The following is a 19,011-nucleotide window of genomic DNA, read 5'->3' on the forward strand; positions in this document are numbered from 1 at the left end:
GCGTGGCCGCGCGTTCCGTAGCACCTGAGATCCGAAAGGCATAGTTGCATGACCCTGAAGCGGAGTATGCAACCGAAGTACCGGCGCCGCCGTCAACTGGCTGTCGCGCTGGCTTTGGCGCTCACCCTCTTGTTGGTGGGCATCTCCGGGTACGTCTGGTACCAGCGGTCCGTTGTTGGCCAGCGTGACTACGAGGGTGCGGGCAATGGAACGGTCGTGATGGTCAAGGTCGGCGAAGGCGATAGCCTGTCTTCCATCGCCCCGACCCTGGTGGAGAAGAAGATTGTGGGGTCCAGGCGGGCGCTGATGCGCGAAGCCGAGGCCCGCGACGCCAGTCTGCAGACCGGTTATTACCCGCTTCAGGAAAAGATGTCGGCCTCAGCCGCGCTGGACGCACTGACGGACGACGCTAACCGCCGAGGCGTCGTCGATATCCCGAACGGCCTGCCGCTGGAGGACGTCACCGTCGTGGGCGGGAAGACACGCGAGGGCATCTACTCGTTGATCTCCGCCCAGACCTGTTCGAGCCAGGATGAATGCATCACCTCCGATACGCTGCGCGACGCTGTGGTGAGCTCCACTCCGGAGGAGCTGGAGGTACCGCAGTGGGCGAAGGGGGCGGTGGCTAGCCGTGCCGACGATCCGCGCCGCATCGAGGGGCTGATCTCCCCGGGCGTGCACCTCTTCGACCCGACCGCGACTCCGCAGGAGATCATGCGAGAGTTGATCAGTAACTCTGCTGCGGAATACGAGGCGACGGGGCTGCTCAAGGCCGCTGACGCAGTGGGACTGAGCGCCTACGAGATGATCACCGCCGCCTCCCTCGTCGAGCGCGAGGCTCCGGCCGGAGCTTTCGACAAGGTTGCCCGCGTTATTCTCAACCGCCTCAAGGAAGACCAGCGTCTGGAGTTCGACTCCACGGTGAACTACGACGTCGCCGAGCAGGAGGTCGCCACGACGGATGACGACCGCGCTCGCCGCACCCCGTGGAACACCTATGCGAAGAAGGGGCTGCCGGAGACCCCGATCGCCTCCCCGGGTATTCAGGCGCTGCAGGCGATGGAACACCCCGCCGAGGGCGATTGGCTCTACTTCGTCACCATCAACAAGGATGGTGAGACCGTGTTCAACCGGGACTTCGATGCCCACGAGGCCGCGATCGAGAAGGCGCGTGCCAATGGCGTGCTGGACTCGGCTCGCTAAGCGCTAAGCCAGGAGGAAGAGGAAGTCGATGTCGGAAAACCAGGATGCCCAGTTGTCTACCGGCGGTGACCCTCTGCCCATTGGGGATTCGGCTGGCGCGAGCGTGCTCAGCCCGGAGGAATTTCTCGCGCTGAGCGGGCCGCGTTGCGCGGTGCTGGGCAGCCCAGTGTCGCATTCGTTGTCCCCGTTGATCCACAAGGCTGGCTACCGGGCCACGGGCCTGGATCTGGATTACTACCGCGTGGAAGCGCCCGAGGCCCGAGATATCCGGGTGATCGTTCAGGCGCAGGACCCGAACATCCGGGGCCTGTCCGTCACGATGCCGGGTAAGGGGGCGGCGCTCGAGCTGGCTGGGCTTGCGACGAAGCGTGCGGAGGACATCGGTTCCGCCAATACGCTGGTCCCGCAGGAGGATGGTCGCTGGCTGGCGGATAATACAGACGTTGACGGGCTCACCGCGTGCCTGGACGCGGTAGCAGCTGAGCTCGCCGAACGTGATCCGGAACGAGGTGCACCCTTCGCCGGACAGACCGCAGTCATCGTCGGTAACGGCGGTACCGCCCGCCCTGCCGTCGCTGCCGCAGCGGCTGCTGGCTTCGCAGAGATTAACGTGGTCGCCCGATCGGAGCGTGCTCTGAACCTACAGGCACTCACCGAATCTCTGGGTATGGCGTTCTCCTGGACTCGGTTCGACGCTCCGGAGCTAGGCCATGTATGTGGCCAGGCTGCGACACTGATTTCGACGGTGCCGGAGGACGTCGCTGCGGAATATGTGGATGCGTTCTGTCGCGCCGAGTCGGTCATCGACGTGATTTACGATCCCTATCCGACCGCGCTTTTGGCCCAAGCCAAGCAGCAGGAGCTGCCATTTTCTGATGGCCTGCAGATGCTCGCTGGCCAGGCGGAGGAGCAGTTCCGGCTGTTCACCGGCCAGCAGGCTCCTGAAGGGCTATTCTTGACCGAACTGCGCCAGCACTTGGCGCTGGACTAACCCGGGGGCTTATCTTCTCTAGCGTAGGCAGGGCACTTATTCCTGCGCTGGGGGGGGAAGAGGCAGGCTCTTGAGTCAGGGGATCAGGAGCTATAGGGGGGGGGAGGGCTATCGATGATGGGCGCCGTGCTTGCCGCTCTTGGCGTGGCAGTGGCCTATCTGGCTGTCGTTGATTGGCGGTATCGTCGCATCCCCAACGCAGTGGTGCTCCCCAGTATCCTCTGCGCGATTGTCGCGGCGGGTGCTTGGCAGCCTGCCGCACTCGCCGGTGGCGCGGGGTGGTGGCTATTGTTCAGCTTCTTCCACCATCGCGCTGCGAAACACCGCCGGAAGGGGAGTAGCGCTGCCGGCCGCTATTTAGGTGGAGGGGACGCCAAGTTCGCGGTGGTGTGCGGCATCCTTGCCTCCTGGCATGGTTCGGGGTGGGTGTTGCTCGCGATGGCTGCCGCCGGGATGTTGTCTACCGTGGCCATTTTGTATCGGGGGCACAGCCGGAAACTTCCCAATCAGCGAGCCGTGGCCATGGGGCCGGCGATGGCTCTGGGCACGTTGCTGGCTTTCCTGGTGACCTTGTAGATGTTTGATGGCTCACACAGTAGACCTAGTAGCCTGCGTCGATCACGGCTTCCTCCACCGGGCCCATCAGAGTGCGGAATAACCGCTAACGGACTCGTGTTGTGGACTGCATGACGACACTCTTCGACTCACTTGAAATTGGACGACTAACGCTGCCAAATCGCGTGACCATGGCACCTTTGACCCGCTCACGGGCAGGCCGCGACGGTGTCCCCACGGCCTTGCATGAGACGTACTATTCACAGCGCGCTTCCATGGGGCTTATCGTAACGGAGGGCGTATTCCCTGCGGTCACGAGCCGCGCTTTCCCCGGCCAGCCTGGTATTGAAACTCCAGAGCAGATTTCCGGCTGGCGGCGTGTGGCCGATTCCGTACATGAGGCCGGCGGACGCATCTTCATGCAGGTGATGAATGGCGGGCGTTTGTCCCATGCGGGCCTGCTCGAAGGGGCTCAGCCGGTGGCCCCCTCTGCGTTGGCATCGGGCACTGCGGTGCGGGATTTCGAATCCCGCAAGGAATGCCCAGTGCCTCGCGCCCTCGGCATCGAGGAGCTACCGCGCATCGTCGATGAGTTCCGGCAAGCTGCCCGCAATGCGATCGACGCTGGCATGGATGGTGTGGAAATCCATGGTGCGAACGGGTATCTGCTGCAACAGTTCCTTTCCCCGAGCTCCAATCACCGAGAGGATGCTTACGGCGGAACCCCAGAGAATCGCTACCGCCTAGCGCAGGAAATCCTCACCGCTGTGGCCGAGGAGATCGGGGCCGACCGCGTGGCGTTGCGCTTGTCCCCGCAGCACAATATTCAGGGGATTGAGGAAACCGACGATGCAGATGTCCGTGCCACCTACGGCGGGTTGCTGCGCGCAGTCGCAGACCTTGGTTTGGCCTACGTTTCCTTCCTGCATGCAGAGCCCACCGGTGAGCTCATTACTGAGCTGAGCGCCGAAGCCCGCGCTAACGGGCGTACCCGCGTCATCCTGAATTCGGGATTTGGGCGAGTGACCCAGCGCGCGGAAGCCGAGGACCTGGCACGGCACGGTGATGCCGTTGCTGTGGGACGGTTGGCCATCTCCAACCCGGACCTAGTTCGCCGTTGGCAGGAGAAACTCCCGGTCACTGCGCCGGATGAGACCACGTTCTATACAGGAGGAGAGAACGGCTACACCGATTACCCGTTCTATGCGGTCAGCTCTTAAGACGCAGCTCGTTGAGATCGCGCGCGCTGCAACGCTCCCGTAGCGCGCATTCATCGCTGGACTAGCCTTGCTCCACTTGATGTGAACAACCCCTTTCCACCACAGAAAACCACCAGGTAGCTGTGTCTGGAATGGCATTGATTACTCACCTGCGACCTCAGCCGGGACATCGCCCCAGAGGGCTGTAGCCATGGGGTTGGCGATGGTTCTGGGCACACTGCTGAGCTTCGCGGCGTCCTTATAAATGTTCAATGGCTCACATAGTAGACTCGTCGGTATGCTTCGATGGACTACTGCTGGTGAATCCCATGGCCAAGCGCTGATTGCGCTGGTGGAAAACCTCCCCGCTGGGCTGAGCGTGACTCGTGAGGACGTCGCGGAACAGCTCGCTCGCCGTCGCCTCGGCTATGGCCGTGGCGCCCGGATGAAGTTTGAGGCCGATGAGCTGACCTTCGTCTCTGGCGTCCGGCACGGCAAGACCCTCGGTAGCCCCGTTGCCGTCATGATCGGCAACACCGAGTGGCCGAAGTGGACCACCATCATGTCCGCTGACCCGGTGGACATGGAGGACCCGGAGGTAGCCAAGGCGATGGCCTCTGGTCGTGGGGCTAAGCTGACCCGCCCGCGCCCAGGTCACGCGGACTTCGCGGGCATGCTGAAGTACGACCACGACGAGGCTCGCCCGATCCTCGAACGCGCCTCTGCACGCGAGACTGCTGCCCGCGTCGCTGCCGCCACCTTCGCCCGTGCCCTGCTGCGCGAGGTGTTGGGAGTGGAGGTATTCAGCCACGTCGTTTCGATCGGCCGGAGCGAGCCGTATACCGGCGCCACCCCGAGTTTCTCTGACCTGGAAGCCATCGATGCCTCTCCGGTGCGCGCCTTCGATAAGGCCTCGGAGGATGCGATGGTCGAGGAGATCAAGGCTGCAAAGAAGAGCGGTGACACCCTCGGCGGCATCGTGGAGGTCGTGGTGAAGGGCCTGCCGATCGGCCTGGGCTCCCACACGTCCGGCGACGCTCGCCTCGACGCCCAGCTGGCCTCCGCCGTGATGGGAATCCAGGCCATCAAGGGGGTCGAGATCGGCGACGGATTCGAGGAGGCGCGTCGCCGCGGCTCCGAAGCTCACGACGAGATGGTGCGCGAGGACGGCGAGATCACCCGCCTGAGCAACCGCGCCGGTGGCATCGAGGGCGGCATGACCAATGGTGAGGACGTCATCGTCCGCGCCGCGATGAAGCCGATCAGCACGGTTCCGCGCGCGCTGCGTACTGTCGACATGGCCACCGGAGAGGCCGCCACCGGCATCCACCAACGCTCCGACGTCGTCGCCGTCCCCGCGGCAGGCGTCGTTGCCGAGGCGATGGTCGCCCTCGTGCTGGCTCGGGCCACCGTTGAAAAGTTCGGGGGCGACTCCCTCGCTGAGATGAAGCGTAACGTGGCCGCCTATCAGCAGCAGGTTGCCGAGCGGCTGGACTTCTAACCGACCTGCGAACAAGGAGGCTTCGCGAAAGATGACTCGATTCGGGCAATCTGAACCGTCGGACGCGCCGCACACCGCATCTGGGCAGCGCCCAAAGGTCGTGCTTGCTGGCTTGCCGGGAGCGGGCAAATCCACGATGGGGCGCCGCATCGGGCATGCTCTCCACCTGCCCGTCATCGATACCGATGAGCTCATCGCCGAGCGGTTCAACAAGCCCTGCGGCGACGTGCTTCGGGAACTCGGCGAGGAGAAGTTCCGCGCCGCTGAGGAGGAAGCCATCGCTCAGGCGCTGAAGACCAACGCGGTGGTGTCCCTAGGTGGGGGAGCTGTGAAGAGCGCGAAGACCCGCGAGGCTCTCATGAACCACCAGGTTGTCTACCTCTATGTGGACGTTGCCGAGGGCGTTCGCCGTACCTCTGGGAACAAAACCCGCCCGCTGCTGGACGTCCCCAATCCCGAAGAGGTCTATCAGCGGCTGTACGACGAGCGCCACGAGCTCTACGAAGAGGTCGCGAGCTTCCGCATCCGCTCCGGCAACCACGACCCGCAGCGGACGGTTTCCGCCATCCTGCAGTACCTCGAAGACGCAGAACAGCTCTAGGCCACAGCCAGCCGGCCGATCAACCGCAGCACAGAGATCACTGCATAACACCACAACGACCACAGCACGAGAGAAAGAACGTGACAGCGTGACAACGCCTAACTCCGCGCAGCAGCACACCCCACGGCGCATCGATGTGCGCACCGCTTCGCCATACCCCGTCCTCATCAGCCGCGGCATCGAGACGATGATCCCGCCGATGCTCGAGGTGACGGAAGGGGCCAGCACATTTCTGATCATCCACCAGCCGGCCCTGGCTGAGCGCGCGGCTCATGTCGCACGCTTGCTGGAGGCCGAAGGCAAGGTCGCCGAGCTCCTGGAGATCTCCGATGCCGAGGACGGGAAGACCATCGCCTCCGCCGAGCGTTGCTGGGATCGCTGCGCAGACGCCGGGTTGACTCGTCAGGACTGCATCATCTCCGTGGGCGGTGGCGCTGCCACCGACCTGGCCGGATTCATCGCCGCCACCTGGATGCGTGGCATCCGCGTGGCGCACGTCCCGACCTCTTTGCTCGGGATGGTTGACGCTGCCGTGGGCGGCAAAACGGGGATCAATACCACCCGAGGCAAGAACCTCGTCGGTGCCTTCCACGAACCAGCCGCAGTCCTCATCGATCTGGATACCCTCAAGGACCTGCCCCGAGAAGAGCTGATCGCGGGCTCCGCAGAGATCATTAAGGCCGGCTTCATTCGCGACGAGCGCATCATTGAGATCTACGAGGACGATCCGACCGAAGCGCTGAACCCGGCAGGTGACGTACTTCCGGAACTGATCGAGCGGGCGATCAAGGTCAAGGCTGACGTCGTGGCCCAGGACCTCAAGGAATCCTATATCCGAGAGATCCTTAACTACGGGCACACCTTCTGCCACGCGGTCGAACAGCAGGAGAACTACCGGTGGCGGCACGGGCAGGCCGTGGGCGTGGGGATGATGTTCGAGGCCGAGCTGGCCAAGGCCGCTGGCCTCATCGACCAGGAGCTCGTGGACCGGCACAGAAACATCCTGCGCAGTGTGGGGTTGGCGACGACTTATCGGCACTCCGATTTCGACACCCTCATTGAGGTTATGGGTCGGGATAAGAAGAATAAGCAGGGCAAGATCCGCTTCGTTGTCCTCGAGGGGCTGGCTAACCCTACGCGGCTCGAGTCCCCGAGCAGGGAACACCTGGACGCAGCGTGGGAGGCGATTTCGGAATGACCGCACAGGAACAGCAGCTGACGGTGAGCGTGCTCAACGGCCCGAACCTCAACAGGCTGGGCAAGCGGCAGCCGGAGGTCTACGGGGCGACGACGCTGGCTGACGTCGAGACGCTCATTACCGAGGAAGCAGCACGCCTGGGCGTGGCGGTGGAGTTTTTCCAGAGCAACCACGAAGGGGAGATGCTGGATCGCATCCACGCTGCAGCGGACCGGGGGCACGCGGTGATCATTAACCCGGGTGGCTGGACGCATACTTCTGTGGCGCTGCGCGACGCTCTCGCGGAGGTCGCCGACGGGCAGGGTTTCGTGGAGGTCCACATTTCTAACGTTCACGCCCGTGAGCCCTTCCGCCACCACAGCTACCTCAGCCCCATTGCCCGCGGCGTGATCGCAGGCCTGGGTATCGAGGGATACCTGGCCGCCCTGCGTTACCTCGCGAAGGGCTAGTACCGCCGCCGACTTTTACGGTGAGACCGGGGCTTGACGCTCCGTGCACTCACCCGGGCCTGCGAGCCGGGACATGCAGGGGAGTAGCGTGGGAGTGATTAACCCTAGCGCGGGACACGGACCGATCGAAGGAGAGCGCGAATGACCCAGACTCAGCGATACACCGAGCGCCGAAAGAAGCTGGCCGCACGCCTACAGGAGCGCGACCTGCCTGGCCTTTTGGTGACTGACCTGAAGAACGTTCGCTATCTCACCGGTTTCAGCGGATCCAACGCGGTCTATCTCCAGCAACCGGATGGCCGGGGGGTGCTCGGTACTGATGGCCGCTACGCCACCCAGGTGGAGATTGAGACCGGCCAGCCGGAGGATATCGAGCTCCTTATCGAGAACAAGCTGCTCGAACAGGTGCCGGAGCGAGCTGAAGTCACCGGCTTTGCCGTGGAGTCCAGCCTGAGCATTGGCGAGGCAAAGACACTTGCCGCAGACGGCCCGCTACCGGAGGTGGCAGCCGGCATCGTCGAGGAGCTGCGTCTGGTTAAGGACAGCCAGGAGATCGCCGCCCTGGAGGCAGCAGGGGAACTCGCGGACGCGGTGTGGCAGGAATTCCTCGACGATGGCGGTATCCGCGAGGGCCGCACGGAGATCGAGGCCGCAGCGGACTTGGAATACCGCCTGCGCAAGGCTGGTGCGGAAGCATTGAGCTTCGACACCATTTTGGCTTCGGGCGTCAACGCCACCAAGCCACACGCCGGTGTCTCCCGCGACCCGATCGTGCCGGGTCTGGTCACCGTCGACTTCGGCATCTACCTGGACGGTTACGCCTCCGACCAGACACGTACCGTCTGCGTAGGGGAGCCGGACGAGCTCTCCGCCACCCTCTACGACGTCGTCCTGCGCTCGCAGCGGGCTGGTGCCGCGGCCGTCGCCCCGGGAACCGCCCTGTTCGATATCGATAAGACCTGCCGGGACATCATCACCGATGCGGGCTACGGCGAGTACTTCGTGCACTCGACGGGCCACGGCGTGGGCCTGGACGTCCACGAAGCGCCGTCGGCGAACTCCCGTGTTGACCGATCAGTGACGCTTGCTGAGGGGATGACGCTGACCGTGGAGCCGGGGATCTACATCCCGGGCAAGACCGGCCTGCGCATCGAAAACACCTACGTGGTCACTGCCGATGGTGCCAAGAGCTGCAACGCCTCCAGCACTGATCTGCGCATCGTTTAAGGTGTTAGAATAAGTCGAACGAGAACGCCTGAGACCTCGGGCGTCGACGTGCGCGCAAAAAAATCTCAACGAGAATAGAGGAGCCTGAACTAGTGGCAACCACTGCAGATTTCAAAAACGGTATGGTCCTGATGATCGACGGCAAGCTGCAACAGATCGTGGAGTTCCAGCACGTCAAGCCAGGTAAGGGCCCGGCGTTTGTGCGCACGAAGCTCAAGGACGTCGTCTCCGGCAAGACCGTGGACAAGACCTTCAACGCAGGTGTGAAGGTCGAGCAGGCCACCGTTGACCGTCGCGACATGACCTACCTGTACAACGACGGCTCCGCCTACGTCCTCATGGACGACAAGACCTTCGAGCAGGTCGAGCTGCAGCCGGAGCTCATGGGCGACGGCGCGAAGTTCCTGCTGGAGAACTCCCGCGTCAACGTTTCCTTCCACGACGGCCAGGCACTGTTCGCTGAGCTGCCAGCCAACGTTGACCTCAAGATCGAGCACACCGACCCGGGCCTGCAGGGCGACCGCTCCACCGGCGGCTCCAAGCCAGCCACCCTGGAGACCGGTGCCGAGATCCAGGTGCCGCTGTTCATCGAGACCGGCAACGTCGTCAAGGTGGACACCCGCACCGGCGAGTACCTGTCCCGCGTCACCCAGTAACACCCCAGGAGCCTGATACTTCCTCATGGTTGAACCACAGTCGCCGACGCCCTCCTCGCGCCCTCAGAACCACGACCCGCAGTCTGCGGGGAAGGGGTCTGGCTCGAAGGATGAGCGCTCGGCTGCGCGTTTCAAGCGGCGTGGTGCGCGCTACAAGGCCCGCCGCCGTGCCGTGGACATCCTCTTCGAGGCGGAGTTCCGCGATATCGACCCGGTCGACATCATGGAAGAGCGCGCGGAGCTGGCCAAGGATCAGGAAAACCAGATCAAGCCGATCCCGGAGTACACCTCCCAGATCGTGCCCGGCGTGGCAAGCAACCTCGACGCGATCGATGATGCCATCGCCGTGCACCTCACCAGCGATTGGACCCTGGATCGCATCCCCGCCGTGGACCGCGCCGTCATGCGCGTGGCGGCGTGGGAGCTGATGTTCAACGCGGACGTTCCGCACCGTGTCGCTCTGTCCGAGGGGATCGAGCTTGCCAGCGAGTACTCCCACGTCAAGGCCCCGGACTACGTCAACGCTGTGCTCGACGGCGTGGCCACAGACGCGGACGCCGCGATGGCTGATCGCCTGGCCGCCCAGCGGGAGCAGGAGCAGTCGGGGTCCGAGAGTGGCACTACGACTGAGCTGGCGGGCATCGACGCGCTGGTTGATTCCGTGATCGCAGACCCGGCCGAGCAGGCAGCGGACGCAGCCACCGAAGGCCCCGAAGACAGCCAGGCGGGCCCTGCTGAAAGCACCGCCGCCGAAAACCAGGATTCCGTGTAAAACGCGAGGTTTTTCAGCGGCACATCCGTGCTGGCGAATGATCGATTCTCACCCATCTACCCCCGGTTGCCCCGCGCAGCCGGGGGTAGTGCTTTGTGCTATCGTTCACATGAAAGGTTTTCTTTCAGAGGCATCCTTTAACAGACCGCACAGAGAGGCGGGAAAGGAGGTCACGATGAATCCGACAGTCGATAGTCATTCCGTGGTTCTGCTGAACCCGGACGATGTCAATCGCACGGTCGCACGCATCGCGCACCAAATCATCGAGAAGACGGCTCTAGACAGCGGATCCGCCCGGCGGGTCGTGGTTTTGGGTATTCCGTCTGGGGGAGTGCCGCTCGCGGAGCGGCTGCAGAAAAAGATCAGCGAATTCAGTGGCGTGGATGTGTTCCAAGGCTCGCTGGATATCACGCTGTACCGGGACGATCTGGGGCGCGGCCCGCACCGTGCGCTCAAGCCCACGATCATCCCGGACGAGGGGATCGACGGCGCAACCGTCATCTTGGTCGACGACGTCCTGTTTTCGGGCCGCACCATCCGCGCCGCGTTGGACGCCCTCCGGGATCTCGGTCGACCCGATGCCGTTCAGCTGGCCGTCCTGATTGACCGCGGTCACCGGCAGCTGCCGATTCGCGCCGATTACGTGGGCAAGAACATTCCGACGGCAGCCTCCGAGGACGTCACCGTCGCTCTCCACGAGCTCGACGGCCGCGACGAGGTCACCCTGACCCGATCGACCACACCCGCCGACCAGCAACCAGCGAATCAGGGCGGGCAGGTACCGCCCGCTGCAGACAAGGGGCGTGCGTAGTGAAGAATCTGCTTAGCATTTCCGATCTCACTCCGAATGAGATTTTGAGCATCATGGACGAGGCGGATCGCTTCGCCGAGGCGTTGAAGGGCCGCGAGGTCAAGAAGCTGCCGACCCTGCGGGGACGCACCGTGTTCACGATGTTCTACGAGAACTCCACCCGAACCCGGGCCAGCTTCGAAACGGCGGGGAAGTGGATGAGCGCGGACGTCATTAACATCTCCGCGTCTTCCTCGAGCGTGAAGAAGGGCGAGTCCCTCCGGGACACGGCACTGACGCTGAAGTCCATCGGCGCCGATGCGCTGGTCATGCGCCACCCGTCCTCCGGAGCGGCGCAGCACGTTGCCAACTTCATCGGCGATACGGCCGTGATCAACGCTGGCGATGGCTCCAACCAGCACCCCACCCAGGCGCTGCTCGATGCCACGACGCTGCGCCGCCAAAGGGGTGATCTGTCGGGGCAGCACGTCGTGATCGTCGGTGACATCCTGCACTCCCGCGTCGCCCGCTCCAACGCGCAGCTGCTCAATGCTCTGGGCGCGGACGTCACCTTCGTCGCACCTCCGACGCTGCTTCCGATCGGGGTGGAGAACTGGGGCGTGCGCGTCAGCCACGATCTTGACGCGGAGCTGCCGAGCGCCGACGCGGTCATGATGCTGCGGGTCCAGGCGGAGCGCATGAACGGTGGTTTCTTCCCCTCGCACCGCGAGTACGCCACCCGATACGGACTGTCGAAGGCCCGCCACGCCATGCTGAAGCCGGACGCGGTCGTCATGCACCCCGGTCCGATGCTGCGCGGCATGGAGATCAACTACAGCGTCGCGGACGCCCCGAACACCGTCGTGCTCCAGCAGGTCACCGCCGGTGTCCACGTCCGCATGGCGATCCTCTTCCAGCTGCTGATCGGCGGCCACTCCGCCTCCGAGACCGAGACAGACGCTTAAGGCCAGAAAGGACAAGCGATTTTTATGGTCGACAACAAGAACTTTCCCCCGACTGGCCCACTGGCTGCGCACCCGGCGGGCGCCGAGAACGCGGTGCTGCTGAAGGGCGTGCTCATCTATGGTGAAGGCGAGCCCCAGGACGTCCTTCTCTCCGACGGCGTGATCGCCAAGATCGGTGCAGATCTCTCCACCGAGGCTCCGGCTGAGGCTGAGGTGCTCGACCTTTCTGGACAGGTACTCCTGCCGGGCCTGGTGGACATGCACGTTCACCTGCGCGAGCCGGGCCGCGAGGACACCGAGACCATTGCCTCCGGCTCCGCTGCTGCTGCGAAGGGTGGGTTTACCGCCGTGTTCACCATGGCGAATACCTCCCCGGTCATGGATGACCCAGCCATCGCGGAAAGCGTCTGGTACAAGGGCCAGAACACAAACCTCTGTGATGTCCACCCCGTCGGCTCCATCTCCAAGGGACTGGAAGGTAAGGAACTCACCGAGTTCGGCATGATGGCCGATTCCGATGCCAAGGTGCGCATGTTCTCCGATGACGGCAAGTGCGTCGACGATCCGCGCCTGATGCGCCGAGCCATCGAGTACTCCCGCGGCATGGACGTGCTGCTCGCTCAGCACTGTGAGGAGCCCCGCCTGACCGAGGGGGCGGTGGCCCACGAAGGCGAGACCGCCGCCCGCCTGGGGCTTCGCGGCTGGCCACGAGTGGCGGAGGAATCCATCGTCGCCCGCGACGCCCTCATGGCCCGCGACTACGGCGGCCGGATCCACATCTGCCACGCCTCGACGGAAGGCACCGTCGAGCTGCTGCGCTGGGCGAAGGGCCAGGATATCCCGCTGTCCGCCGAAGTCACCCCGCACCACCTGATCCTCACCGATTCCCGGTTGGAGACTTTCGACGGCGTGAACCGAGTGAACCCGCCGCTGCGTGAAGAGCGGGACACGCTGGCCCTGCGCCAGGCCCTCATCGACGGTGTGGTGGACTGCGTGGCCACCGACCACGCCCCGCACTCCTCGGAGGAGAAGTGCTGCGAATTCGACCAGGCCCGTCCCGGCATGCTCGGCCTGGAGACCTCCCTGGCGATCATCGCGGATCTCTTCGTCATCAATGGTGACCAGGACTGGCGCTTCGTCGCCAAGGTGATGTCCGAGCGTCCCGCCGAGATCACCAAGCTGCCGGGCCACGGCCGCCCGATCGCCGAGGGCGAGCCAGCGAACCTGTGCGTGGTGGACACCAACGCCAGCTGGACCGCCGAGGCCAAGGAGATGGCCTCCAAGTCCGAGAACAACCCCTACGAAGGCATGCCCATGCCGGTCCGAGTATCCACGACGATCCTGCGTGGCAAGGTGACATGCCGCAACGGCAACCCTGTGAAAACGGACTAGCTGCGCGATTCACCCAAGAATCGGCAACTGACCTTGAAAGAAAAACTAAGGACTAAAGATATGCAGACTCACACTCCAGCAGCACTGGTTCTCGCAGACGGCACGATCTACCGCGGCTTCGCGATGGGCGCGACCGGCAAGACCCTCGGCGAGGCAGTGTTTACCACCGCCATGACCGGCTACCAGGAGACCCTCACCGACCCGTCCTTCCACCGCCAGATCACGGTGCTCACCGCACCACAGATCGGTAACACCGGATGGAACGACGAGGACTCCGAGTCCCGCGACGGCAAGATCTGGTCGGCCGGCCTGGTCATTCGCGACCTCTCCAACACCGTCAGCAACTGGCGGGCCAAGCGCAGCCTCAACGAGGAGCTCGAGGAGCAGGGCATCGTCAGCATCTGCGGTGTGGATACCCGCTCCGTCGTACGCCACCTGCGCGAGGAGGGGTCCATCGCCGCCGGCATCTTCTCCGGCGACGCCCTCGGCACCGACGAGGAGATGATCGCTCAGGTCAAGGAGCAGCCGTCGATGAGTGGTGCGGACCTGACCGCGGACGTCACTACCAACGAGCCTTATGTCGTCGACGCGGAAGGGGAGCGCAAGTACACCGTCCTCGCCTACGACATGGGCATTAAGACCAACACGCCACGCGAGTTCGCCAAGCGTGGCATCCGCACCGTCGTCATCCCGGCTGACACCGAATTTTCCACCCTCGAGGGCTACCTCAGCGAATACGACGCCCAGGGCGTGTTCGTCTCCAACGGCCCGGGCGACCCGGCTACCGCCGACCACACGGTGGAGCAGGTCAAGAAGGTGCTCGAGGCCGACATTCCCTTCTTCGGTATCTGCTTCGGCAACCAGATCTTCGGCCGCGCCCTCGGCCTGGACACCTACAAGCTGAAGTTCGGCCACCGCGGCACCAACGTGCCGGTGAAGGACCTCGAGACCGGCAAGGTCGCGATCACCGCCCAGAACCACGGCTTCGCTCTCGCCGCACCCGCCGGCGGCCTGGAGAAGGAATTCGACACGCCGTTCGGTTCCGCCAAGGTCACCCACATCTGCCTCAACGATGACGTCGTCGAGGGTGTGGCGTTGACCAGCGGACGCGCCTTCTCGGTGCAGTACCACCCGGAGTCCGCCGCCGGCCCGCACGACGCAAACCCCCTGTTCGACCACTTCCTCAACCTGTTGGAGCAGGAGAAGAAGGCCTAAGCCGGCGCCTTTTTCACAGCACAGAACGCATCCAGCAGCACAACGCCCAACAGAAAGAGAAACATTCATGCCACGTCGTGAAGACATCAACCACGTCCTCGTCATCGGTTCCGGCCCGATCGTTATCGGTCAGGCCTGCGAATTCGACTACTCCGGTACCCAGGCCTGCCGCGTGCTCAAGGAAGAGGGCCTCCGCGTCACCCTGATTAACTCCAACCCGGCGACCATCATGACCGACCCGGAGTTCGCCGACCACACCTACATCGAGCCGATCCAGCCCGAGTACATCGAGAAGATCTTCGCCAAGGAGAAGGCAGCGGGCCACCCGATTGACGCAGTGCTGGCCACCCTCGGCGGCCAGACCGCGCTCAACGCCGCGATCCAGCTGGACCGTCGCGGCATCCTCGACAAGTACGGCGTCGAGCTCATCGGTGCAGACATCGACGCCATTGAGCGTGGCGAAGACCGCCAGAAGTTCAAGGACATCGTCGAGAAGATCGGTGGGTCCTCCGCCCGCTCCCGCGTCTGCCACAACATGGACGAGGTTCACGAGACTGTCGCCGAGCTGGGCCTGCCGGTCGTCGTCCGCCCGTCCTTCACCATGGGTGGCCTGGGCTCCGGCCTGGCCTTCGACTACGAGGACCTGGATCGCATCGCCGGCGGGGGGCTTGCCGCGTCCCCGGAGGCCAACGTCCTGATCGAGGAGTCCATCCTCGGCTGGAAGGAATTCGAGCTGGAGCTGATGCGCGACGGGAAGGACAACGTGGTCGTCGTCGCATCCATCGAAAACGTCGACGCCCTGGGCGTCCACACCGGTGATTCCGTCACCGTCGCCCCTTCCATGACCCTGACGGACCGCGAGTTCCAGATCATGCGTGACCAGGGCATCGCCATCCTGCGCGAGGTCGGCGTGGAGACCGGTGGCTGCAACATCCAGTTCGCCATCAACCCCAAGGACGGCCGGATCATCACGATCGAGATGAACCCGCGCGTCTCCCGTTCCTCCGCGCTGGCATCCAAGGCCACCGGCTTCCCGATCGCGAAGCTCGCTGCGAAGCTGGCGATCGGCTACACCCTCGACGAGGTCCGCAACGACATCACCCAGGTCACCCCGGCTGCCTTCGAACCGACCCTGGACTACGTCATCGTCAAGGCCCCGCGCTTCGCCTTCGAGAAGTTCCCGGGTGCTGACGACACTCTCACCACCACGATGAAGTCCGTCGGTGAGGCAATGTCCATCGGCCGTAACTACATCACCGGCCTGAACAAGGTCATGCGCTCCCTGGAAACCAAGCAGGCCGGCTTCTGGACTGTCCCGGATGAGGACTTCGCGGGCGAACGTGCCACCGACAAGGCAGCCGTCCTCGAAGACCTCAAGCGCCCGACCGAGGGTCGCCTCTACGACGTCGAGCTCGCCATGCGTCTCGGCGCGACCGTTGATGAGATCTACCAGGCCTCCAGCATCGACCCGTGGTTCCTGCATGAGCTCATGGCCCTGGTGGAGTTCCGCCAGCAGCTGATCGACGCGCCGGTCCTGGACGTGGATCTCCTGCGTTACGCGAAGTTCCTGGGCCTGTCCGACCGCCAGATCGCCGCCCTGCGCCCGGAGTTCGCAGGGGAGGACGGCGTGCGTTCACTGCGCTGGTCCCTCGGCATCCACCCAGTCTTCAAGACCGTGGACACCTGTGCCGGCGAGTTCGAGGCGAAGACCCCGTACCACTACAGCTCCTATGAGCTGGACCCGAACGCTGAGTCCGAGGTTGAGCCGCAGAAGGATAAGGAAAAGGTCATCATCTTGGGCTCCGGCCCGAACCGCATCGGCCAGGGTATCGAGTTCGACTACTCCTGCGTCCACGCTGCCCTCGAGCTCTCCCGCGTCGGCTACGAGACCGTGATGGTCAACTGCAACCCGGAGACCGTCTCCACCGACTATGACACTGCCGATCGCCTGTACTTCGAGCCACTGACTTTCGAAGACGTCATGGAGATCTACCGGGCGGAGTCTGAGTCGGGCACTGTCGCGGGCGTGATCGTCCAGCTCGGTGGCCAGACCCCACTGGGCCTGGCGCAGCGCCTGTCCGACGCCGGCGTGCCGATTGTCGGTACCACCCCGGAGGCCATCAACCTGGCCGAGCACCGCGGCGAGTTCGGCAAGGTCTTGCGCGACGCTGAGCTGCCGGCCCCGGCTTTCGGCACCGCCACCAGCTTCGAGGAAGCCCGTGAGGTCGCCGCAAACATCGGCTACCCGGTGCTGGTCCGTCCGTCCTACGTCCTCGGCGGCCGTGGCATGGAGATCGTCTACGACGAGGCCAGCCTGCGCGATTACATCTCGCGCGCCACGGAGATCACCGACGAGCACCCGGTCCTGGTTGACCGCTTCCTGGATTCCGCGATCGAGATCGACGTCGACGCTCTCTGCGATGGCGAGGACGTCTACCTCGGCGGCGTGATGGAGCACATCGAGGAGGCCGGTATCCACTCTGGCGACTCCGCCTGTGCGCTGCCTCCGATGACGCTGGGGGAGCAGGACATCGAGAAGGTCCGGGAGTCTACCCGCAAGCTGGCCCAGGGCATCGGTGTGAAGGGCCTGATGAACGTCCAGTACGCGCTGAAGGACGATATCCTCTACGTCATCGAGGCCAACCCGCGCGCCTCCCGCACCGCCCCGTTCGTGTCCAAGGCCACGGGCGTGCAGATGGCCAAGGCCGCTGCCCGCATCATGCTGGGCTCTTCCATCGCCGAGCTCAAGGAGGAGGGCATCCTTCCTTCCGATCGCGATGGCGGCTCGCTGCCGATCGGTCACCCGATCGCAGTCAAGGAAGCCGTGCTGCCGTTCAACCGTTTCCGCAGCTTCGAGGGCAAGGTGCTGGACTCGCTGCTGAGCCCGGAGATGAAGTCCACCGGTGAGGTCATGGGCCTTGACTCGGACTTCGGTACCGCGTTCGCGAAGTCCCAGGAGGGTGCTTATGGTGCGCTGCCGACGAAGGGGAACGTCTTCGTCTCCGTCGCCAACCGCGACAAGCGCACCCTGATCCTCCCGATCCAGCGACTGGCCTCCCTGGGCTTCAACGTTCTCGCGACCGCGGGCACCGCAAGCATGCTGCGTCGCAATGGTGTGGAGTGCGAGGTCGTCGCGAAGGTCTCCGACACCAGTGGCGAGGGCGAGAATGCCCGCAACGTCGTGGACTACATCCGCGACGGCGAGATCGACCTCGTCATCAACACCCCGGCCGGTTCCGCTGACGCGCGCACCGATGGCTACGAGATCCGCGCGGCTTCTGTGAACAGCGGTGTGCCGTGCGCGACGACCGTTCAAGGAACCGTCGCAGCGGTGCAGGGCATCGAGGCACTGCTGGACCACGACACGACGGTGACCCCGATCCAGGAAGTGGAGCACTAATGACCACGCCGGTGGGGCAGGCTGCAGACCAGTCGCAAACCTTCGGCGAGCGCTTCCTGGCTCGGGCTGCCGAGCTAGGGCCGTTGTGCGTGGGGCTTGACCCGCATGCGCACATCCTCGAGCGCTGGGGCTTGACTTATGATCTGGCTGGACTGAAAGAATTCACCGATACTGCGGTAGCTGCCTTTCGGGATACTGTCGCCGTCGTCAAGCCACAGGTGGCCTTCTATGAGGCTTTCGGGGCAGCAGGCTTCGAGATCCTCCAGAACGCGATGGCCGAGCTGCGGCAGGCCGGGGTGCTGGTGATCGCCGATGCCAAGCGTGGCGACATCGGTTCCACGATGGCGGGCTACGCCAACGCGTGGCTGAGGCCCGGTTCGCCGCTGGAAGCAGACGCGTTGACGGTCTCCCCGTGGCTCGGGGTGGATTCCCTAGCCCCGGTGTTTGAATTGGCTGCTGAGTACAACAAGGGCGCCATCGTTCTGGCAGCGACCTCCAACCCGGAGGCGTCGTCTGTGCAGCTGTCCCAGACCCAGTCTGGCACCACGCTGGCTCAGGCGGTGTGCGACCGCGTCGCCGAACTCAACGCGGGGGACAGGCCCGGAAACGTTGGCGTCGTCGTCGGTGCGACGGTGGATGATCCTCCGGTACTCGACCACGTCAACGGCATGATCCTCATGCCCGGCGTTGGTGCCCAAGGCGGCACGATGGCCGATGTGCGGCGCATTTGCGGGCAGGCGGCACGCTACGCTAGCCCTAATGTCTCCCGCGCGGTCCTGAACGAAGGGCCGGAGGAGCCGAACCTGCAGGCCGCCGCCCGCCGCTTCGCCGCGGAACTTCAGTTGTAGCCCGCATGTGTAGTCGAGGTGAATCCGCGCGTCGCAGTTGCCACCACGG

The 19,011-nt window shown here is 64.3% G+C and carries 17 protein-coding genes; all 17 read left to right on the forward strand.

The window, feature by feature from the left end; genetic code table 11:
* The first annotated feature begins 48 nt into the window (after positions 1-48).
* The 17 genes from mltG (at position 49) to pyrF (ending at position 18,962) form a co-directional block, all read left to right on the forward strand.
* Complete coding sequence (gene mltG / locus CU_RS04815; protein ID WP_012360202.1) at positions 49-1,203, forward strand: endolytic transglycosylase MltG; 1,155 nt, start codon at positions 49-51, stop codon at positions 1,201-1,203.
* 28 nt (positions 1,204-1,231) lie between these two features.
* Positions 1,232-2,194: a shikimate dehydrogenase gene (locus CU_RS04820; RefSeq protein ID WP_012360203.1), complete on the forward strand. Its 963-nt coding sequence runs from the start codon at positions 1,232-1,234 to the stop codon at positions 2,192-2,194.
* Between the two features lie 114 nt (positions 2,195-2,308).
* Positions 2,309-2,770, forward strand: a complete 462-nt coding sequence (locus CU_RS04825) for a prepilin peptidase (protein WP_012360204.1) — start codon at positions 2,309-2,311, stop codon at positions 2,768-2,770.
* Between the two features lie 110 nt (positions 2,771-2,880).
* A complete protein-coding gene (locus CU_RS04830) occupies positions 2,881-3,969 on the forward strand; it encodes an alkene reductase (protein WP_012360205.1) in 1,089 nt (362 codons plus the stop codon).
* Between the two features lie 277 nt (positions 3,970-4,246).
* The gene (gene aroC / locus CU_RS04835) at positions 4,247-5,449 is read left to right on the forward strand and encodes a chorismate synthase (RefSeq protein ID WP_173362313.1); all 1,203 of its coding nucleotides are present in this window, start codon (positions 4,247-4,249) and stop codon (positions 5,447-5,449) included.
* A 31-nt stretch (positions 5,450-5,480) separates the two neighbouring features.
* Complete coding sequence (locus tag CU_RS10930; protein ID WP_012360207.1) at positions 5,481-6,050, forward strand: shikimate kinase; 570 nt, start codon at positions 5,481-5,483, stop codon at positions 6,048-6,050.
* An 88-nt stretch (positions 6,051-6,138) separates the two neighbouring features.
* The gene (gene aroB / locus CU_RS04845) at positions 6,139-7,248 is read left to right on the forward strand and encodes a 3-dehydroquinate synthase (protein WP_041628475.1); all 1,110 of its coding nucleotides are present in this window, start codon (positions 6,139-6,141) and stop codon (positions 7,246-7,248) included.
* A 17-nt stretch (positions 7,249-7,265) separates the two neighbouring features.
* Positions 7,266-7,697: a type II 3-dehydroquinate dehydratase gene (gene aroQ, locus CU_RS04850; protein WP_173362348.1), complete on the forward strand. Its 432-nt coding sequence runs from the start codon at positions 7,266-7,268 to the stop codon at positions 7,695-7,697.
* 141 nt (positions 7,698-7,838) lie between these two features.
* Positions 7,839-8,924, forward strand: a complete 1,086-nt coding sequence (locus CU_RS04855; protein WP_012360210.1) for a M24 family metallopeptidase — start codon at positions 7,839-7,841, stop codon at positions 8,922-8,924.
* A 92-nt stretch (positions 8,925-9,016) separates the two neighbouring features.
* Positions 9,017-9,580 carry an elongation factor P gene (efp, locus tag CU_RS04860; protein ID WP_012360211.1) on the forward strand — a complete coding sequence of 188 codons (564 nt, stop codon included), beginning with the start codon at positions 9,017-9,019 and terminating at the stop codon, positions 9,578-9,580.
* Positions 9,581-9,605: 25 nt separating this feature from the next.
* Positions 9,606-10,352, forward strand: a complete 747-nt coding sequence (gene nusB / locus CU_RS04865; protein ID WP_012360212.1) for a transcription antitermination factor NusB — start codon at positions 9,606-9,608, stop codon at positions 10,350-10,352.
* A 175-nt stretch (positions 10,353-10,527) separates the two neighbouring features.
* Positions 10,528-11,163, forward strand: coding sequence for a bifunctional pyr operon transcriptional regulator/uracil phosphoribosyltransferase PyrR (pyrR, locus tag CU_RS04870; protein WP_012360213.1), 636 nt, complete (start codon positions 10,528-10,530; stop codon positions 11,161-11,163).
* Positions 11,163-12,107: an aspartate carbamoyltransferase catalytic subunit gene (locus CU_RS04875; RefSeq protein ID WP_012360214.1), complete on the forward strand. Its 945-nt coding sequence runs from the start codon at positions 11,163-11,165 to the stop codon at positions 12,105-12,107. The genes pyrR and CU_RS04875 overlap by 1 nt, the downstream gene beginning before the upstream one ends.
* 24 nt (positions 12,108-12,131) lie before the next feature.
* A complete protein-coding gene (locus tag CU_RS04880) occupies positions 12,132-13,499 on the forward strand; it encodes a dihydroorotase (protein WP_012360215.1) in 1,368 nt (455 codons plus the stop codon).
* Positions 13,500-13,559: 60 nt separating this feature from the next.
* Positions 13,560-14,714 carry a glutamine-hydrolyzing carbamoyl-phosphate synthase small subunit gene (gene carA / locus CU_RS04885; protein WP_012360216.1) on the forward strand — a complete coding sequence of 385 codons (1,155 nt, stop codon included), beginning with the start codon at positions 13,560-13,562 and terminating at the stop codon, positions 14,712-14,714.
* A gap of 67 nt (positions 14,715-14,781) precedes the next feature.
* Positions 14,782-18,114 (forward strand): carbamoyl-phosphate synthase large subunit, encoded by a 3,333-nt coding sequence (gene carB, locus CU_RS04890; RefSeq protein WP_012360217.1) that lies wholly within the window; start codon positions 14,782-14,784, stop codon positions 18,112-18,114.
* Positions 18,114-18,962 (forward strand): orotidine-5'-phosphate decarboxylase, encoded by an 849-nt coding sequence (gene pyrF, locus CU_RS04895; RefSeq protein WP_012360218.1) that lies wholly within the window; start codon positions 18,114-18,116, stop codon positions 18,960-18,962. Before carB ends, pyrF begins: the two co-directional genes overlap by 1 nt.
* The last annotated feature ends 49 nt before the right edge of the window (positions 18,963-19,011 follow it).

Origin of the sequence: Corynebacterium urealyticum DSM 7109 (assembly GCF_000069945.1) — a bacterium.
Classification (GTDB): Bacteria; Actinomycetota; Actinomycetes; order Mycobacteriales; family Mycobacteriaceae; genus Corynebacterium; species Corynebacterium urealyticum.

What these genes read in the sequence shown, in the direction of transcription:
- mltG (WP_012360202.1), top strand. Translation starts at nt 49, where the DNA reads ATGACCCTGAAGCGGAGTATGCAACCGAAGTACCGGCGCCGCCGTCAA.
- CU_RS04820 (WP_012360203.1), top strand. Translation starts at nt 1,232, where the DNA reads ATGTCGGAAAACCAGGATGCCCAGTTGTCTACCGGCGGTGACCCTCTG.
- CU_RS04825 (WP_012360204.1), top strand. Translation starts at nt 2,309, where the DNA reads ATGATGGGCGCCGTGCTTGCCGCTCTTGGCGTGGCAGTGGCCTATCTG.
- CU_RS04830 (WP_012360205.1), top strand. Translation starts at nt 2,881, where the DNA reads ATGACGACACTCTTCGACTCACTTGAAATTGGACGACTAACGCTGCCA.
- aroC (WP_173362313.1), top strand. Translation starts at nt 4,247, where the DNA reads ATGCTTCGATGGACTACTGCTGGTGAATCCCATGGCCAAGCGCTGATT.
- CU_RS10930 (WP_012360207.1), top strand. Translation starts at nt 5,481, where the DNA reads ATGACTCGATTCGGGCAATCTGAACCGTCGGACGCGCCGCACACCGCA.
- CU_RS04855 (WP_012360210.1), top strand. Translation starts at nt 7,839, where the DNA reads ATGACCCAGACTCAGCGATACACCGAGCGCCGAAAGAAGCTGGCCGCA.
- nusB (WP_012360212.1), top strand. Translation starts at nt 9,606, where the DNA reads ATGGTTGAACCACAGTCGCCGACGCCCTCCTCGCGCCCTCAGAACCAC.
- pyrR (WP_012360213.1), top strand. Translation starts at nt 10,528, where the DNA reads ATGAATCCGACAGTCGATAGTCATTCCGTGGTTCTGCTGAACCCGGAC.
- CU_RS04880 (WP_012360215.1), top strand. Translation starts at nt 12,132, where the DNA reads ATGGTCGACAACAAGAACTTTCCCCCGACTGGCCCACTGGCTGCGCAC.
- carA (WP_012360216.1), top strand. Translation starts at nt 13,560, where the DNA reads ATGCAGACTCACACTCCAGCAGCACTGGTTCTCGCAGACGGCACGATC.
- carB (WP_012360217.1), top strand. Translation starts at nt 14,782, where the DNA reads ATGCCACGTCGTGAAGACATCAACCACGTCCTCGTCATCGGTTCCGGC.
- pyrF (WP_012360218.1), top strand. Translation starts at nt 18,114, where the DNA reads ATGACCACGCCGGTGGGGCAGGCTGCAGACCAGTCGCAAACCTTCGGC.